This window comes from Parageobacillus sp. KH3-4 (assembly GCF_022846435.1).
Lineage (GTDB): Bacteria > Bacillota > Bacilli > Bacillales > Anoxybacillaceae > Parageobacillus > Parageobacillus thermoglucosidasius_A.
In genome coordinates this window covers 3,331,367-3,347,784 of the sequence record NZ_AP025627.1, presented here as the reverse complement: position 1 = coordinate 3,347,784, position 16,418 = coordinate 3,331,367, and the positions used below count along the sequence as shown (strand labels likewise).

Genomic DNA, 16,418 nt, shown 5'->3' with positions numbered 1-16,418 from the left:
GAGGGTCTTCCTTGCATGGATATATCAAAGATTATAGGAAAGAACTTGACAGCGCAATATGGATGATGCCCCCTCTCTACCATAGAATTTGGCAATATCTCAAATACAAGGTGAATCATCAAGAAAATAAAATTCCAATGAAAGATGGAACCTTTTTGACGATAAAGCCCGGCCAACATCTGACATCGGTTAGAGAAATTGCAAAAAATGTTGGATGGTACGAGGGGGTGAAATGGAAAGAACCAAACCCCAAAACAGTTTCTACTATTTTAGATTGGCTTGAGAAACAGTCCATGATCAAAATAGATCGCGGTAAGGGTAACAGACAATATACACTGATAACCTTGATAAATTGGGATTTGTATCAACTGAATGACGGTGAGGGTAACACCTCAGAAACACCCGAACATGACAAAAAACATCATCAGGGTAACAGCTTGGAAACACCGAAAAACCAGTCATATCAAGTGTTAGACAATGAAAAAACCAATGAGGGTAACAGTAAGGTAACAGACAGGGAACACCTCGCGGATATAAACAATAATGATAAAGAATGTATAAAGAATGATATATATGCTGCTGCTTATAATACGCATACGCGCGGTTCAGAAGAAAGTGACGGGGTGCCTACGACCGGCCCATTGAGTGGCGATTCCGCAAGTGCGGGAGAAATATCACATACTTCTGAACAAGCAGTGAAGATTCTTTTAGATCGTTTTATCCAATTACGAGGTTATGGAACTTCTTTTTCACCACTTGATGAAAATGCCGCGAGAGAAATTCTTTCTGCTGGAGTACCACTGGAGAACGCATTGGTTTGGTTAAAAGAACGGTTCGATACTTACAAACCAAAACATACTAGAGACCGGATAAACAGTCTTTCTTACTGCGTTGGTTATATCTTGGACAAACATTATGAATCTATTGAAAAGGCAAAGGAGGGGAACCATGGAGCAAAAATTCACCAGTATCGACCAGGTAATGGTCGATCTGCAAAACAGAATGTTGAGTCAATCACCGGCGGCCGCGTTGGACGGATTCGAACAAAAAAAGCCTGAATGCCCGATCTGCAATGACAAAGGGGTTGTTATTTACCGTGTCCATTACAAAACAGAATGGGTAGAGGATCCAGCCTTCAAGACTCTCGTACCCGTAGAAATGGTTCCAGAAGCTGATTTTTTTGCTGGAAAGGTTTGTTCACCGAAGGATGCTTGGCAATGGCGGGATACATACTCCCGGCAGTGTGAATGCGTAATACGGAAACGCATCGAAAGGCTAATGAAAGCCAGCGAGATTACGGACGAATTCAAAAAAATGGGCTTCAAGAATTTTATTACGAAAGGCAAGCCCCAAGTCATTATTGATGCTTATGAATGCGCATTGGAATATTTTCAGGATTTCCAAGAAATCCGCCATAAACGACAAAACAGCATTGCTTTACTAGGGCAGCCAGGGGCAGGAAAAACGCATTTGCTCATGGCGGTTGCAAATAACTTAATGAAAAAGCTTCAAGTGTCGGTTCTGTATTTCCCATACGTGGAAGGTTTCAGTGATCTGAAAGACGATTTTGACCTGCTAGAAGAAAAGCTGGAGCGTATGAAGCAAGTGGATGTGCTTTTCATTGATGATTTGTTCAAGCCGGTGAAAGGGAAGCCAAGGGCTACGGAATGGCAGGTAGAACAAACCTATTCTGTGATCAATTATCGCTATCTTAATCACAAACCGATTTTGATTTCTTCGGAACTGACGGTTGAAGAGCTCATAGAAGTGGATGAAGCGCTTGGTACTCGGATATTTCAAATGTGCCAGGATTATACAGTCGTTATCCCGAGGGATATCAAACTAAATCATAGATTGGAGGGGTTAGCAAATGTGTAAACTTTGCAACGGCACTCATGTAGTACACGAGATTAATAGTTTTTCCGTTGGTTTCGCACCATGTCCGGAATGCGGTCCGATGCCGGAAGAAAAATTTCAAGTTTGGATAGATGATAGTTTAAAGCGTATTGAACTTGCTGAAAACTATACTTTGAGAATCGAGAAAGTAAAGCAGTGATGCCTATCTCGCTTCAAATTTCGAGCGTTTTCGTGAGAATGTAAAATAATTTATTGGAACGAGAAAAAACGCTGTACAGGGCAAATAGGCGCTTGATAGGTGGTGAGATGACTGTGATAGAAATATTAATCGTTTTAGTAGCGCTCACATTATTATCGATCATTGCATTGATATTTTTTGGTGCAGTCATCATTTTGGAATCACTGCCGCCTCTATTGAAATGGGTATTCGGAATTGTTATCGTACTTGCAATGTTTTACGGATGGTACATGTTAAATCATTAAACATAAAAAAATAAAAGCCAGGATTTCTCCTGACCGCACATTACTATTATACCACGGAGGGATTCTGGTGAGCAAAAGAGCGCAAGAATTACAGATTGATATAAACAGCATGACCGTTTCCCATCCTGTTGTTCCGGGAAAAGTACTTGTGCTTGTCATCGATGGCGTGCAAGGAAAAGCGAAAGTAGCGGAAGCGGTTGAGCATGGTTTTACGATCATTGAAACGGCAAAAGGGAAAACTGCCCGAATCAAATATGAGGAAAGCGAGTTGTTTTGAGGTGAAAATTCTCGTTCATGTTTACGAATGCCAAAAATGTGATGTTTTATTCGCTGTTTCGCAAAGTTTTGAAGAACATCATCTTCTGCGATGTCCCGTTTGTAAGACGGACAAAGCGCTTTGCGAAGTGTCGCCTGGAGAATTACGCATACAAACAAAAGCACAGCAATTCATGGTTCCAGAAGGACAAACAGATATTTACGAGTTTTTGAAGTAGTGAGGGAAACACAAGAGTGATTATGTTTCCTAACGAAAGGAGGAACGAAATGTATGGGTGTTCCACGAATATTGCACTATCCGGGAAGCAAATGGAGTATGGCTGATTGGATCATCGAGCACATGCCGGCACATGAAGTCTATCTGGAGCCGTTCTTTGGATCCGGAGCAGTTTTTTTCAACAAAATACCTTCTCAGATAGAAACAATTAACGATATTGATAGCAACGTTGTGAATTTGTTTCGTGTGATTAGGGATCGGCCAGAGGAACTGGCAGAAAAAATTTATTTTACTCCTCTGTCCAGGGAAGAATATTACGATTGTTACGATGACAACACGGAAGATGAATTGGAATTGGCTCGCCGTTTTCTTGTACGTTGCTGCCAAGCGATTGGTGCAAAAACAAGTGATCGGACCGGATGGAGAAGTAATATAAATCCGAAAAATCATCTTAAAACCAAAGAGTGGAATAAGCTGCCTGAGAAAATATTACTTGTAGCAAAGCGATTGAAGGATGCACAGATTGAAAATCAACCAGCTGTAAAGCTCATTAAACGGTACAAAAGAAAAGAGGTTTTAATTTATGCCGATCCTCCATATATCATCGAGACTAGAACAAAGCGACATTATAAGCACGAAATGACAATTGAGGATCACATAGAATTACTGGAAGTTTTAGATAAACATCCGGGACCTGTACTGTTATCGGGATATTCTCATCCTATTTATGAAGAGAGGCTAAAACATTGGTATAGAGATGAACTTCAGGTCCTTGCCGAAGCGGGTGCGAAACGTACAGAAGTACTTTGGGTTAATCCGGTTGCGGCCGAGCAAGGATATTTTCAGCAGACGCTATTTTAGGAAACAAAATAAGCATTGTGTTGCGCAACAGACACATAATGTGAAGGAAGGGGATTTAATATGAAAGTTTGGAAAATCGAATATTTTCATAGTGGAGATTTAGCTAGGTCGGTAGTTTTAGCCGAAACAATGGTTGAAGCAATAGGATTAGTTGTTAATGGTGAAAGTGTTAGGGAACAAGACATTATTAAATGTGAAGAAAAAAGAGAAAAGGGAATTGTGCTTACTTGGTATCAAGATTAGTACACAGTACGATGATTATACGAAACAAAATGACAGTTGTGTTTCCAAGAAAGGAATTTAAGGAGGAAAGAGAACGAATGAATTATCTGCAGCAAGTATTTACTTACAGCGGTCACCAAGTGCGAACTATTATAAAAGATGGGAATGTGTGGTTTGTAGCGAAAGATGTTTGTGAAGTATTGGGTATCGCAAAACATAGGGACGCTATTAGTCGTTTGAGTGATAGACAAAGGGGGTCGGTAAAAGTGGACACCCCTGGGGGACCGCAGGAAATGGCAGCAATCAATGAAGCAGGTGTTTATAAATTAGTCTTTCGTAGTAATAAACCAGAAGCAGAAAAATTTAGTGATTGGGTGGCTGAGGAAGTCCTTCCGACGATTCGAAAAACCGGGGGATATGTGGCAAATGATGAATTATTCATTGAAACATATCTAAAACATGCTGATGAACAAACGAAGCTTTTATTTCGTTCTACATTAGAAATTGTAAGGAAGCAAAATGAACAGATAGCAGTCATGCGACCAAAAGCGGAGTATTTTGATGCGCTTGTGGATCGGCGTTTGTTGACTAATTTTCGTGATACAGCAAAGGAGTTAAAAGTGAAGCCAAAGGCTTTCATAGAATGGCTCCTCAATAAAAAATATATTTATCGCGATCAGAAAGGAAAATTAAAGCCATATGCCCAATACGTTCCGTCGCTATTCGAATTAAAAGAATGGGAACGGAACGGGCGAGCGGATGTACAAACTCTTGTAACACCAAAAGGAAGGGAAACATTTAGAATATTGCTACAGAAGGCAGTTGGATAATTCGCTTCTTAGTTTGTTACTGCTATTTTTATATTTTGATATAATATGAGTAACTAAATATGTCCAAGACCGAGAGCGTGAGGACACTGATTGTGCAGAGTAGCATGGCTATCTCTGTATGATTGGTGTCCTCTTTTCTTTTGCAGCAAAAATGATGGGAGGAATATACCATGAGAACCATTCAGCAGCAATTGAAAAAATGGATGAAAGCGAACAAGATGTTCCGAACAGATAAGCATAAGAAAGAACCTAAATCGAAGCGCTCCAAAGAACGATTTACCGAGCGGGAGCTAAGAGAACTGATGGGGGTTCATCGTCCGGTTTATCGTCGTGCCAAAGGCGGCGCTTTTCGCCAGCATTAATCATTCATTTCGGAGGTTGAGAAAATGGAAAAACAATTAGAATTTGTCTTACCTGAGATTGACCGTGACGCTACAAAAAAGGCAGTCGAAGCGGCACTGGAAAAATATCGTGTTTTTCTACTTACACAGTCGTTAGACAAACTGCCTAAAGTTACCCAACAGTATTCGCTTGTTCCACCTTCCAATACAAACAAATTCCATTCCTCAACCGAAGAAATAGCTATTAGTAATGCGGACTATGAGCGAGAACGCAGCGAATATATTAAGCGGATAGCGATGGCAGTGAATCGTTTAGGCTACTGGGAACGTGCGATTCTTATCCGGCGTTATATGACGGAAGAAGATGTATATGATTATGAAATTTACAATGATTTCGGCATGAGCGAGCGCAAGTATTATCGCATAAAGTCACGTGCCTTTTATAAGCTCGCTTTCGCTCTCCGAATCGAGGTGTATAAACAATGAATTTTGTGCAACCGATTCGTGATCCAAAGAAGATGTGGATGATTAAGCAAGATTTAAAACAGTAGAACGAATGGAAGTATCTATACAAGGTGCATTTATAAAGAATTTTGTACAATGTTAAATTGTTATGAAAAAGTAGATGTGTTTATTTCTGGAATAAGAACTACAACCATACGTTCCTTGTTGACATGGATATATTGCGTGATAGTCTAAAAATATATAAGACGTATATTGAGGTGGGGGAAATGAGCAATTTATTTACAATGTGTTTTATAGAGAATAATAATCAATTACTTTTACAAAAGAGAATGAAGAAGCCGTTTATAGGTTTATGGAATGCACCTGGAGGAAAGGTAGAGGCATACGAGTCTCCCATTGAAGCATGTAAAAGAGAAGTTCAAGAAGAAACTGGATTAGACTTAGGTAAAGTACATTTTAGAGGAGTTATAACAGTTACAAATAAATCTCGAAAAAAAAGCGATGCACTAATGTTATTTCATTCGAGGGAATTTTCAGGAGATATAAGGTCATCAGAAGAGGGGGAAGTTGCTTGGGTAGAAACAGAGAAGATTTATTCTTATGACAACACACCTCCAAGCTTTATTTATCTTTTACCTTATATCCTTGAAACTGATGGTATTCTAACAGGAAAAATGGTTTATAACAAGGGAATTTTAGAGATGTTTGATATTAATATAAATATATAATTTTCGTATAAATTTATAAAAATATGGAGGATCTACTATATTTATGTCGAATTATGTAAATTGATTAATTTACATAAGGAGGCATGTTTAGTATTATGGGAAGTCTCGGAACAGGCCGTTTTGGAGATTACAGGGGGGAATTTGAACCAACCAAAGATATGTGTCGTAAGGAAAGAAAGAATGTAGAACTTGAAGAAGTTGGCAGATTAGAGTATTTTAACAATCATGGTGATGTTCCGGCGATAATGGAGCGGGTCGTGTTAAGTGACAAATTAGAAAACGGGCGTTTAGTAGTATTATTAGAGGCAACCGGTGAAAAGATAGGTCTTTTACCTAGTAGATATAGCAACTTACTAGCTTGTATGAGAAAGGGATTTAGTTACAGCGGAAGTGTTGTTTACAGTACTTTAAAACCTTTTCCGAAAGTGGAAGTGGATTTATATGCGGAAGAGTAAAATAAATGATCGATTTTTAATTCTTGGAGAAGTGTTTACCGATGTGCATTTGGACATCAAGGGGTCACCGGTAAGGCTAGGTGGGATTTTCCATAGTGCAAGAGCTTTTAGTGCTATGAATTGCAACTATGCTTTGGCCGCAATAGCCCCTAAGTACTTATTTGGAAGTATTTCTGAATATGGAAAAAAATTAAATGCACAGCGTACAGCTATTGTAGGTGAAATTGATGGAGCTTCTAACGTAATAACAATTCAAGATTCCCCTGAAAACGGAAACCAAGGATATGAAGAAATATTAAGGAAACAATCCAATGTTACGATAGATCAGGAAGAACTAAGCAGAATTATTGAGGAGTATAATCCGACAGATATAATAATTTATCCGGGTAAGTATAATATCGAAGAGGTGTTGCCAGTTTTAAAAAGTTTTAAAGGAAAACTACACATCGATGTTCAATACGGAACTGAATCTCTTAAAAGAATGATTGCGGACAATATAAATTTTGATACTATTATTCTTTCAACTTCATCAACTCTTTTTGAAGAAAATGATTTTTCTGTTATAAATTTAGTCAACTCTCCTTTAATGGCAAGTGCAAAATCATTTTTGCTGAAAGAAAATAGGGGAGGATCTAGATATTATGATATTATAAATCGGAAATGGTATGAAGCACCGGCTTTTAAAACAGACACAGTTCATTCAGTTGGAGTAGGGGATTGTTTTAATGCAGCCTTTTTATCTCAAAAAAGTCAAAGAACGGAGGAAGCTGCATTAAAGATCGCATCCTATATCGCGATGCTTTATGCTAGTACATTTGTTTTTGATGAATTTAAAGAACTGGTATCATCCTTGGATTTTAACGATGTTGAGACGCTTTTAGGAAACAGAATACCATGGGAAGAAAGAGAGAAACATCATATTTACATAGCTGGTCCTGATTTTCCAGATGTAGATACTAGATTAATTGAAGAGTTGTACAATAACTTAAAATATCATAATTTTACCCCGCATAGACCCGTGCTAGAGAATGGACTTATTACTGGCAGCGAATCTGAAGAACAGCAAGAGGAAGCTTACCGAAAAGATATAGCATTACTTGAAAAATCATCTCTTTTAATTGCAGTAATATTAAATGATGATCCTGGAACTTATGTAGAGATAGGATGGATGGCTAAAAGTGGAAAACCTGTGATTATCTTTGATCCTTATAAACAAGTCAGGAATTTGTTTGTAAAAAAATCTGCAAACTATATTGCACATTCTATGAGTGAGGTCATTGATCTAGTATATGAAATACTAGGAAGAAAGAACCGTGAAGTTCTTGAGGATTATGATGCCCTGTTACTAGCTTCTGGAGGCTTGGATTCAACTGTATTAGCTTATAAATTGCTGTCTGAGGGTAAAAAAGTAATGCCGGTTTTTCTCAAATATGGTCAGCATTGTGCGGATACTGAGTTCAATACGTTACTAGATGTATTACCACCAAAGCTAATTCCTCATATAAAAGTCATTAATATAGAGGATATATATAAGTATTCTCAATCGAGAATGATAAGAGAACCAAATTTATGGTTAGATGATGTCACGTCGGATGACTTGTATCTACCTTATAGAAATTTATTGTTTCTATCTATTGCTGCGTCAGTTGCTCAAACCTTGGGGATTAAAGAGGTTTATTCAGCTTTTATTAATTCTAATCACGCAAAAGAGATAGATTGCTCAAGAGAATTCTTTGATAGGCTATCAGGAATACTTTCAGAATACGGTGCAGTTCAAATAAAAATGCCTTTCCGAGATTTTTCAAAAGCTGATGTTATTAGGCTAGGAATTAACCTAGGTGTTCCGTTAGCAAAAACTTACTCCTGTCAAGCCAACAGTACAACCCCTTGTGGAGTATGTCCAAATTGTGTTGATAGGCTTAATGGTTTCAAAGCCGTTTCAGAATTTTACAGTGATAATAATTAAAATACCATAGGATTAGATTATATATTGGAATATGTTAGAGAAGATTTCAGGGTTTAATGATTTACAAAAATCGTAGATGGGACCTGAATTAATAGTTTTTAAAGTCTACAAAAATAAAGTGGTTTTAAACAATTTTATTGTATTGGTCCCCTGAAGCATAGAAAATTAAATTAAACAACTTTATTTTAACACCGTCTTAATATGGACGGTGTTATACATATTTGCATTTCAAAATTAGATAATTTTAGTGTAATTGTACATAAAATTCAAAGTTTTAAGTGTTTATTTTTCAATAAAAGTGAGTACTTTTTCTTTTGTCCTTTATAAATTACTCATAAAATTATGGATTGTGTAATTCATTTTTGCATATGGGTCTAATGCAGGAATATCAACGGATTTGACGAATTACCCAATTACACAAAATATAAGATATGGGTAGTTAATAAACAAGCAGTGCCGTATAGAAAGGGGATTAAAATGCAAGGAGAAATAAAGGAAATTGTACGCCTCTTGAATAATAAAAATTATAAACAAGCAAGGAAGCAGTTTAAACGGGTTGCTTTGCAAAAGATAGAAGAAGGGAAAAAAGAAGAAATATCTTTATATGTAAGGAGGTATTCACTCTTTTTGAATAAATCAGAAGATAACAATCGTACAAGGCTCTTCTGTAATCCATTAATGGACTGGTGCTGTGAACAAGGAATCGTGGATAACGAATATGTTCAGCAATGTCAATTGCTTAATCATGAGATGGAGTGGTATGTAGATCAGTATAAGTTGGTACTAAAGGAGCTTTATACATTTCATCCAATTGTTGCGTTGCACATTATTTTGTCCATTTTTGAGAATTTTAACTTGGAAATACTAAGTAGAAATCCAAATGATTATGAAAAACTTTTTTATTTCTCGTATAGTTACGGTATGGAAACAAATTATGAAAGTAGTATAGCGGCTCTAAATGTTATGTTGAAAATTTGGAAAGAAGGTGAAAGAAATAGTTGTTTTCGTGGAAAAGATACAAATTTACCATATGTAGCGGAACTAGGTTCTAAATTCATGAACAGGATGTACCCTATTATACGCTCACTTAACTATCTACACTGGATTTGTGATGAGCTAGCTCTTCATCATATGAAAATGATTGTAGAGGAAAAACAGGTCACTTTTATATACAAAGATATTGAAGAGTATAAACGATTTCGACTTCCAATACTTCGTGATCACGCTCGTATGCAAAATGTACTTCGAACTTTACCAAAAGTTGCAGAAAAACGTTTTAGTTGGTCTAAGGAAAAGATTGATTATGATCAGATCATACAGGTAAAACCGTCTGGAAATGATTTTAAGTTAAAACTTTCAAGTAATGTTTTTATAGAAGCTTTTAAGCGCGCGATAGAAGAATCTTATCAAAATTATTTGCTTATTCTTGATAATGCGTACATTACCAATCTAGAACAGCAAGAGATACTAGGGATTAACTGCTTTGAAATATTTATTTTTTATTATTGTTTAAAGGTTTTAGCATTGTTGTACTTTGAGGCAACACAACATTTCAGAGAGAAATATCAAAAGGAAGCTATGGTACCTTATCTTGCAATTGATATAAAGGATATTGCATATATTTTTACTCCAATTCTGTCAAAGATTTTTAAACGGGAAGTATCAGAACGAGATATTGAAAAGTTAATAAACCTATATACATTTGGAAACGATGAATTATTTGACTTGTATTATAAACCTCTTGTGACAAATAGAGGAAAAGTAATGATTATTCCTTCATTATTCATGATGAATAATTTTTCAAAAACTTATATTTACCATCTCAATAAACTTGGTGTTCAGTTAAGTGATCGAGGAGACAATTTTGAAGAAGTAACTAGAAAACGGTTTGAAAAGTACGGATTTACCGTATACCCAAAACGATTCCATTATTCTTATAAATATCAAGGGGAAACTTATAGAGGAGATATTGATTTGATTGCTCGTAAGGGTTCCTACTTATTCCTTGGACAATTGAAAAATCGGATAGAGCCTATGGAACCTTGGGATCACCTTAATGTCGATCATAAAATAAAACAAGGGGTGTATCAAGCTGAAAAAGCTGTAGCATATATTAAACGTAATCCTAAAGATTTTTGTGAGCGATTCGGAATTAGTGAGGAAGATCTAGAGGAACTTAATATTCAGCCTTTTGTTCTATTAAGCTGTTTTTATGGATCGGGAACTAAAATAAAAGAAATACCAATAATAGATACAAGTGCTCTGGAAAAGTTTTTCGATGGCGAGTTACGTGTTTATGAGGGAGAAGAAGTGGTACTTTGTAAACCTATTCGACAAAAAGGAGAAGTGTTACCAGAAGATCTTGTGCATTTTTTGGAAAATCCTTATTTTCTTGAAGAAAGTGTTTATGGTGCCTATTTATTAATACCTCATTCTTACTATATTCGTGGGCGTAAATTCATGGTAAGACCACAAGGGAGTTGGGAGGAGCAACTTTCTAATAATTTAGCTGCTGCAGCCATATCTAGTTTTTTTGACAGAGATATGACAGAAGAATGAAAGAAAAGCAACAGATAATTATTTTGTTTTTTAAAGTGGCAGAATAATGGCAGAATAATGACAGAGTATTTTTATTTAAAGATGATATGATGATAGTGTGAAATTTTGTTGAAGCAGGGCGTCACTCCGATCGGGGTGGCGTTTTTATTTTGGAGGAAAAACAACGTATTAGGATAAAAGTAGCAGGGAAATGTCTCCTTTTGTCGAAATGAATCGGTGAAAGGAGAGAATGCGATGAGGGAGTTATTGTTTGATGGAAAACATGATGTAAACACGGATGAAGTTTTAGAAAAAATGAATTATTTCATTACGACTGCACGTAAAGGAATGGAGCTTTATAAAAAAGATCCCAAAGCTAGTCTTGAAATTGCTAAAAAAATAAGAGGTGAACTAGAAAAAGAATATAAAAATAATAGCTTAAAAAGAATTGAAAATTTGTATAAGGATAATAAATTGTTTAATTATTATAGGCCAGCTGTCCATGAAGCAATTGCTTCTATAGTAGGAAGAATAACTTATAATAACGTATACAGTTTCTTGTATGATGTAGAATATTACATGAACTACTATTTGCCGAAAGAAATCAGTTAAATAATTATTCAGCACCCAATGTGGTGCTTTTCTTTTGCTCCAAAACAAACACAAATAGTCGGAGGTGGCAGGTGATGTAGCAGGTGACGGAAAAATATATTCAAGCTGAAAAAGATTATGTCAAAGGCATGAAATACAAGGACATTGCTGAAAAATATGGCGTGTCTTTAAATACGGTCAAGTCATGGAAAAAGCGTTACGGTTGGACGCGTGGAAAGGGTGCACACAAAGAAAAAAGTGTGCACACAAAAAATAAAAGGGGCGCACCTATAGGGAATATAAATGCAAAGGGAAATAAAGGTGGTGCGGCTCCAAAAGGCAACCAGAACGCATTGAAGCATGGCTTCTTCTCGAAATACATCCCGCAAGAAACACTTGAAATCATGGGGATGTTGGAAGAGAAAAGTCCTGCTGATCTTATTTGGGATCAGATCATGATTCAATATGCTGCGATTATACGAGCACAGAAAATTATGTTTGTTGAATCGAAGGATGAAATGATTAAAGAATTGAAGAAGGAGAAAGAAAGTTGGGGAGAAAATTCAAGTAGCTCAGAGACAGAGTGGGAATTCCAATTTGCCTGGGATCGTCATGCTACCTTTCTCAACGCACAGTCTAGGGCCATGAGTGAGCTTAGAAGCTTAATTAAGCAGTTTAATGAACTGGCTCATGAAGATGATGAGCGTCGATTGAAACTTGAGCAAATGCGGTTAGGAATCGAGAAAACGAAGGCGGAGGTTGAAAAAATCTCTTCCGGTTCCGACGACAAGCCGATTGAAATCCTCATCAAGCGGAAAGGCAAGGGTGAGGATTCATGATTATTGAAAAAGAAGTCAACCCTCATTTTGAAGACTTTCTGTTTGATTGGAACCATAAGTTTTACTTTCTTGTCGGCGGTTACGGATCCGGTAAAAGTTATCATATTGCTTTAAAACTAATTCTAAAACTATTGAGTGAAAAACGCACGGCCTTAGTTGTTCGTGAGGTCTATGATACTCATAGGGATTCAACGTATTCGTTACTTGAGGAAATTGTCCATGACTTGGGTTTGGAAAACATAATCGAATGTTTGACATCTCCCATGCAAATTCGTTTTCCTAACGGGTCAAAAATCATCTTTAAAGGAATGGACAAGCCGGCCAAGCTGAAATCAATCCATAACGTCTCAATCATATGGGTTGAAGAGTGTTCCGAAGTCAAATATGAAGGTTTTAAAGAACTGCTCGGACGCTTACGTCATCCAACATTGAAGCTTCATATGATCCTGTCAACAAATCCAGTGAGCAAGAACAACTGGACCTACCGACATTTTTTTAAAGATGAACAAAATAAGCGTTTGATTTTGGATGACGAAGAACTTTATGAAAAACGGACAATCATAACAAACGACACCTATTATCATCACTCAACTGCTGATGATAATTTATTTTTGCCTGAAAGTTATATCGCTCAATTGGAAGAACTAAAAGACTATGACCCAGACCTTTACCGCGTTGCCCGGAAAGGTCATTTTGGCGTTAACGGAGTTCGGGTATTTCCTCAATTTGAAGTAGCTCCGCATGATAAAGTTATGGAAGCTATTTCAAACATTCGTAAGCCGATAAAGCGTGTTGGCATGGACTTTGGTTTTGTTGATTCTTATAACGCCGTTATACGTTTGGCGGTGGACCCTGATAAAAAATACCTTTATATCTATTGGGAGTATTACAAGAATCAAATGACGGACGATGAAACGGCCGAGGAGATATCCGAGTTTAAAGAAACGCAGGAGCTTATCAAAGCCGATAGTGCGGAACCAAAAACCATTCGATACTACCGCAAACAGGGGTTCAATATGGTAGGAGCACTAAAGTTTCCAGGCTCTCGTTTACAATACACTAAGAAAATCAAGAGGTTTAAAAAAATCATTTGTTCGGATAGATGTACGAACACCATTTTTGAATTAAAAGATTTAACATATGCCAAAGACAAAAACGGAAACATCATCGAAGACGAGTTTAACATTGACCCGCATACTCTTTCGGCCATCTGGTATGCACTAGATGATTATGAGGTAGAGGACTTGAAAGAAAAACCGAAAGTACGGCAAAGACCAAACAGAGAAAGGAGGTAGGCTATGGCACAGCAACAAATGAGAGTGCGTGTTGTGAAGGTAGAAGCACCAAGCACAACGACACGCCAAATATATGAAGATGAATTCAAGAATTTGTACAGCGATGAAGTAATCGAACCTCCGTACAATTTAAAGGAATTGAAACGAATTGCTGAATACTCGACGATACTTCAGCAATGCGTAGATGCTTATCGAACCAATATTGTAGGTTTTGGACTCCAACCAGATTACACTTTCGATATCAATGCAAAAGATGTTTCGGAGAAAGTAAAGAAACAAGCTGAAAATGAATGGGTGAGATTAGAAGAATTCATCAAGTATCTCCATTTTGATGAATCGGCTGAAACAATTTTAGGATATGCTCTTGAAGATCGTGAAAAGACGGGAAACGGCTTTATCGAAGTTTTGAGAGATGGGCTAGGAAGGCCGGCCGGAATTGAATATATCGACTGTCAAAACATGAGGGTGTGTACTTATACGGTTCCGGAGGAAGTTGAATTTACGATTACAGAAAACGGTGTATCAAAAAAGATTAAGCGATGGAAGAAATTCCGTCGGTATGTGCAGATGGTGAACGGGAAAAAAGTTTTCTTCAAAGAGTATGGCGATCCACGAGTGATGAATCTAACAAATGGGAAGTTTGATGAAAACACACCTGAGAACTTGAGAGCAACCGAAGTTATTCACTTCAAGATTGGAAGTGGCACGTACGGGATCCCTCGATGGATTGGGCACATTGTTAGCCTTTATGGTGCTAGGAAAGCAGAAGAATTGAACTATATGTATTTCAAGCAAGGAAGGCACACTCCTGCTGCAATAATTGTCGAGAATGGGATGTTATCAGAACAATCTTTCAATCAACTCCAGGAATACATGAACAGCATCGAGGGAGTGGAGAACGCTCATAAATTCCTGTTGCTCGAGGCAGAAGGGATCGAAACAACAACAGATACTGGAACGGACAAACCGATGCCAGTAAAGGTGCAAATAAAATCCTTAGCGGAAGTTCTGCAGCAGGATGCTTTGTTTCTTGAATATGATCAAAAAACACGCGAAAAGTTGCGTTCGGCTTTTCGACTTCCGCCCTTATATACCGGCGAAGCCCATGAATACAACCGTGCAACAGCAGATACAGCACGAAAAATCACAGAAGAACAAGTTTTCCAACCGGAAAGGAACTTCCTTGCTAACAAATTAAATACATTGTTTCTACCGGCTCTGGAATTGCAACATGTAAAAATCACGTTAAAAGGTCCAGATTTTAGGGACCCGATAGAAATCGCAAAAGTCCTAACACCTTTTATTAACGCTGGAGCTGCATCGCCGAATGATTTGAGAGATCTATTAGGTAGGGTTTTAGGAAAAACGCTTGAAGAGTGGCCGGCAGAGTACAACAAACCATTCCAATTGTTGTTGAAAGAACAGCAATCAACTATGCCGATTCTTATGCAGAAATCAAAAGAGCAACAGAACGATTTGATTATGCTGCTCAAAGATATACGAGATGTTCTTGAGGAGTTGAAAGTATGAGTAAGGTTGAACAACTCCTGCAAAGTTTGAATGCATTTATCCAGAAGGCCGAGGAAGAAGACGATGAAAAGCTCACTGATGTTGTTCCAGACTTCCCGGGGCTAGAGATTTTGCCCAAAATCGTTGAAGACTATGAAAAGAAAATTGCTAAGCTACTTAGGAATCAGCGGAAGCTTTATTTAAAAGAAATGAAAGCATTTGTTTCAAAGGATGACAAACCAACTTTAGAAGCCATTCTACAATACTTCACAAACAATCTTTTTGCTACAGATGAATTTGCAGAGGAATTCGGTGAAGTAACAGCAGAATTTCTTCAATTGACCATTGAGGAATTATGCAAAAAGTTGATGGAATCAATTGATCCGGATATTCCTTTTGTAGAGACATCCACTCAAACAACGAATTGGGTAAAGGACTGGTCTACTAAGCTGGCTGATTTAATGCAGTTGAATACTCATAAAGCTATTGAAAAGGTGTTGACTGATGCCATCGAGAACGGGGACTCGATCCAAGATGTTGAACTGAAAATGAAGGATTTGCCTGAATTTGATAGAAAGAGAGCCAGGACCACTGCTATCACAGAAATTCTTACTGCTTCCAGTCGTGCTCAATGGGAATCATATATGCAAAGTCCTGCGGTTGTAAAAAAGAAGTGGAAGCATTCTGGTAGTAAGAAAAATCAACCTCGTGAAAATCATGTGGCCATGGATGGCGTAGAGGTTGGTGTGGATGAGGAATTTAAAATAGAGGGTAGCGGCGAAACATGTCAGTATCCCCGTGATCCTTCGTTATCTGCGAAAGAGCGTGTGAATTGCCATTGCACCATGGGTCCAGTGGTCGATGAATCAATTCTTGGCCTTTCTCAAGAAGAAAAGGAGCAATTGCGACAAGAAGCTTTGAAGGAATTGAATAGTTAGGTGGTGA

At 37.5% G+C, this 16,418-nt stretch carries 18 protein-coding genes; all 18 read left to right on the top strand.

Going from position 1 to position 16,418, the window contains the following annotated elements; all coding sequences use genetic code 11:
* Nucleotides 1-11: 11 nt before the first annotated feature.
* The 18 genes from MWM02_RS17005 to MWM02_RS16920 all read left to right on the top strand — a co-directional run bounded on the left by MWM02_RS17005 (nucleotide 12) and on the right by MWM02_RS16920 (nucleotide 16,411).
* Nucleotides 12-1,058, top strand: coding sequence for a GntR family transcriptional regulator (locus MWM02_RS17005; RefSeq protein ID WP_244402522.1), 1,047 nt, complete (start codon nucleotides 12-14; stop codon nucleotides 1,056-1,058).
* Entirely contained in the window at nucleotides 1,003-1,878 is an 876-nt protein-coding gene (locus tag MWM02_RS17000; protein WP_244403644.1) for an ATP-binding protein, read from the top strand. The genes MWM02_RS17005 and MWM02_RS17000 overlap by 56 nt, the downstream gene beginning before the upstream one ends.
* Before the next feature lie 291 nt (nucleotides 1,879-2,169).
* On the top strand, nucleotides 2,170-2,340 hold the full coding sequence (locus tag MWM02_RS16995; RefSeq protein WP_244402521.1) for a hypothetical protein: 171 nt from the start codon (nucleotides 2,170-2,172) through the stop codon (nucleotides 2,338-2,340).
* A 67-nt stretch (nucleotides 2,341-2,407) separates the two neighbouring features.
* A complete protein-coding gene (locus MWM02_RS16990) occupies nucleotides 2,408-2,617 on the top strand; it encodes an XtrA/YqaO family protein (RefSeq protein ID WP_244402520.1) in 210 nt (69 codons plus the stop codon).
* 270 nt (nucleotides 2,618-2,887) lie between these two features.
* Nucleotides 2,888-3,694 (top strand): DNA adenine methylase, encoded by an 807-nt coding sequence (locus MWM02_RS16985; RefSeq protein ID WP_244402519.1) that lies wholly within the window; start codon nucleotides 2,888-2,890, stop codon nucleotides 3,692-3,694.
* Nucleotides 3,695-3,754: 60 nt separating this feature from the next.
* Nucleotides 3,755-3,937, top strand: a complete 183-nt coding sequence (locus tag MWM02_RS16980) for a hypothetical protein (RefSeq protein ID WP_244402518.1) — start codon at nucleotides 3,755-3,757, stop codon at nucleotides 3,935-3,937.
* Nucleotides 3,938-4,014: 77 nt separating this feature from the next.
* The gene (locus tag MWM02_RS16975) at nucleotides 4,015-4,746 is read left to right on the top strand and encodes a phage antirepressor KilAC domain-containing protein (protein WP_064553247.1); all 732 of its coding nucleotides are present in this window, start codon (nucleotides 4,015-4,017) and stop codon (nucleotides 4,744-4,746) included.
* Between the two features lie 170 nt (nucleotides 4,747-4,916).
* Nucleotides 4,917-5,108 carry a hypothetical protein gene (locus MWM02_RS16970; protein WP_244402517.1) on the top strand — a complete coding sequence of 64 codons (192 nt, stop codon included), beginning with the start codon at nucleotides 4,917-4,919 and terminating at the stop codon, nucleotides 5,106-5,108.
* A 24-nt stretch (nucleotides 5,109-5,132) separates the two neighbouring features.
* The gene (locus tag MWM02_RS16965; protein WP_244402516.1) at nucleotides 5,133-5,573 is read left to right on the top strand and encodes an ArpU family phage packaging/lysis transcriptional regulator; all 441 of its coding nucleotides are present in this window, start codon (nucleotides 5,133-5,135) and stop codon (nucleotides 5,571-5,573) included.
* Nucleotides 5,574-5,818: 245 nt separating this feature from the next.
* The gene (locus MWM02_RS16960) at nucleotides 5,819-6,280 is read left to right on the top strand and encodes an NUDIX hydrolase (RefSeq protein ID WP_244402515.1); all 462 of its coding nucleotides are present in this window, start codon (nucleotides 5,819-5,821) and stop codon (nucleotides 6,278-6,280) included.
* 83 nt (nucleotides 6,281-6,363) lie between these two features.
* On the top strand, nucleotides 6,364-6,735 hold the full coding sequence (locus tag MWM02_RS16955; protein WP_244402514.1) for a hypothetical protein: 372 nt from the start codon (nucleotides 6,364-6,366) through the stop codon (nucleotides 6,733-6,735).
* Nucleotides 6,722-8,701 carry a 7-cyano-7-deazaguanine synthase gene (locus tag MWM02_RS16950; protein ID WP_244402513.1) on the top strand — a complete coding sequence of 660 codons (1,980 nt, stop codon included), beginning with the start codon at nucleotides 6,722-6,724 and terminating at the stop codon, nucleotides 8,699-8,701. The genes MWM02_RS16955 and MWM02_RS16950 overlap by 14 nt, the downstream gene beginning before the upstream one ends.
* 477 nt (nucleotides 8,702-9,178) lie before the next feature.
* A complete protein-coding gene (locus MWM02_RS16945; protein ID WP_244402512.1) occupies nucleotides 9,179-11,260 on the top strand; it encodes a hypothetical protein in 2,082 nt (693 codons plus the stop codon).
* Between the two features lie 234 nt (nucleotides 11,261-11,494).
* Nucleotides 11,495-11,851, top strand: coding sequence for a hypothetical protein (locus MWM02_RS16940; RefSeq protein ID WP_143415936.1), 357 nt, complete (start codon nucleotides 11,495-11,497; stop codon nucleotides 11,849-11,851).
* A gap of 83 nt (nucleotides 11,852-11,934) precedes the next feature.
* The gene (gene terS / locus MWM02_RS16935; protein ID WP_143415935.1) at nucleotides 11,935-12,669 is read left to right on the top strand and encodes a phage terminase small subunit; all 735 of its coding nucleotides are present in this window, start codon (nucleotides 11,935-11,937) and stop codon (nucleotides 12,667-12,669) included.
* Nucleotides 12,666-13,964, top strand: a complete 1,299-nt coding sequence (locus tag MWM02_RS16930) for a PBSX family phage terminase large subunit (RefSeq protein WP_481861575.1) — start codon at nucleotides 12,666-12,668, stop codon at nucleotides 13,962-13,964. Before terS ends, MWM02_RS16930 begins: the two co-directional genes overlap by 4 nt.
* 3 nt (nucleotides 13,965-13,967) lie before the next feature.
* Nucleotides 13,968-15,494, top strand: a complete 1,527-nt coding sequence (locus MWM02_RS16925; RefSeq protein WP_244402511.1) for a phage portal protein — start codon at nucleotides 13,968-13,970, stop codon at nucleotides 15,492-15,494.
* Entirely contained in the window at nucleotides 15,491-16,411 is a 921-nt protein-coding gene (locus MWM02_RS16920; RefSeq protein ID WP_244402510.1) for a phage minor head protein, read from the top strand. Before MWM02_RS16925 ends, MWM02_RS16920 begins: the two co-directional genes overlap by 4 nt.
* Nucleotides 16,412-16,418 lie beyond the last annotated feature (7 nt).

What these genes read in the sequence shown, in the direction of transcription:
- MWM02_RS17000 (WP_244403644.1), top strand. Translation starts at nt 1,003, where the DNA reads ATGTTGAGTCAATCACCGGCGGCCGCGTTGGACGGATTCGAACAAAAA.
- MWM02_RS16985 (WP_244402519.1), top strand. Translation starts at nt 2,888, where the DNA reads ATGGGTGTTCCACGAATATTGCACTATCCGGGAAGCAAATGGAGTATG.
- MWM02_RS16980 (WP_244402518.1), top strand. Translation starts at nt 3,755, where the DNA reads ATGAAAGTTTGGAAAATCGAATATTTTCATAGTGGAGATTTAGCTAGG.
- MWM02_RS16975 (WP_064553247.1), top strand. Translation starts at nt 4,015, where the DNA reads ATGAATTATCTGCAGCAAGTATTTACTTACAGCGGTCACCAAGTGCGA.
- MWM02_RS16970 (WP_244402517.1), top strand. Translation starts at nt 4,917, where the DNA reads ATGAGAACCATTCAGCAGCAATTGAAAAAATGGATGAAAGCGAACAAG.
- MWM02_RS16965 (WP_244402516.1), top strand. Translation starts at nt 5,133, where the DNA reads ATGGAAAAACAATTAGAATTTGTCTTACCTGAGATTGACCGTGACGCT.
- MWM02_RS16960 (WP_244402515.1), top strand. Translation starts at nt 5,819, where the DNA reads ATGAGCAATTTATTTACAATGTGTTTTATAGAGAATAATAATCAATTA.
- MWM02_RS16955 (WP_244402514.1), top strand. Translation starts at nt 6,364, where the DNA reads ATGTTTAGTATTATGGGAAGTCTCGGAACAGGCCGTTTTGGAGATTAC.
- MWM02_RS16950 (WP_244402513.1), top strand. Translation starts at nt 6,722, where the DNA reads ATGCGGAAGAGTAAAATAAATGATCGATTTTTAATTCTTGGAGAAGTG.
- MWM02_RS16945 (WP_244402512.1), top strand. Translation starts at nt 9,179, where the DNA reads ATGCAAGGAGAAATAAAGGAAATTGTACGCCTCTTGAATAATAAAAAT.
- MWM02_RS16940 (WP_143415936.1), top strand. Translation starts at nt 11,495, where the DNA reads ATGAGGGAGTTATTGTTTGATGGAAAACATGATGTAAACACGGATGAA.
- MWM02_RS16930 (WP_481861575.1), top strand. Translation starts at nt 12,666, where the DNA reads ATGATTATTGAAAAAGAAGTCAACCCTCATTTTGAAGACTTTCTGTTT.
- MWM02_RS16925 (WP_244402511.1), top strand. Translation starts at nt 13,968, where the DNA reads ATGGCACAGCAACAAATGAGAGTGCGTGTTGTGAAGGTAGAAGCACCA.
- MWM02_RS16920 (WP_244402510.1), top strand. Translation starts at nt 15,491, where the DNA reads ATGAGTAAGGTTGAACAACTCCTGCAAAGTTTGAATGCATTTATCCAG.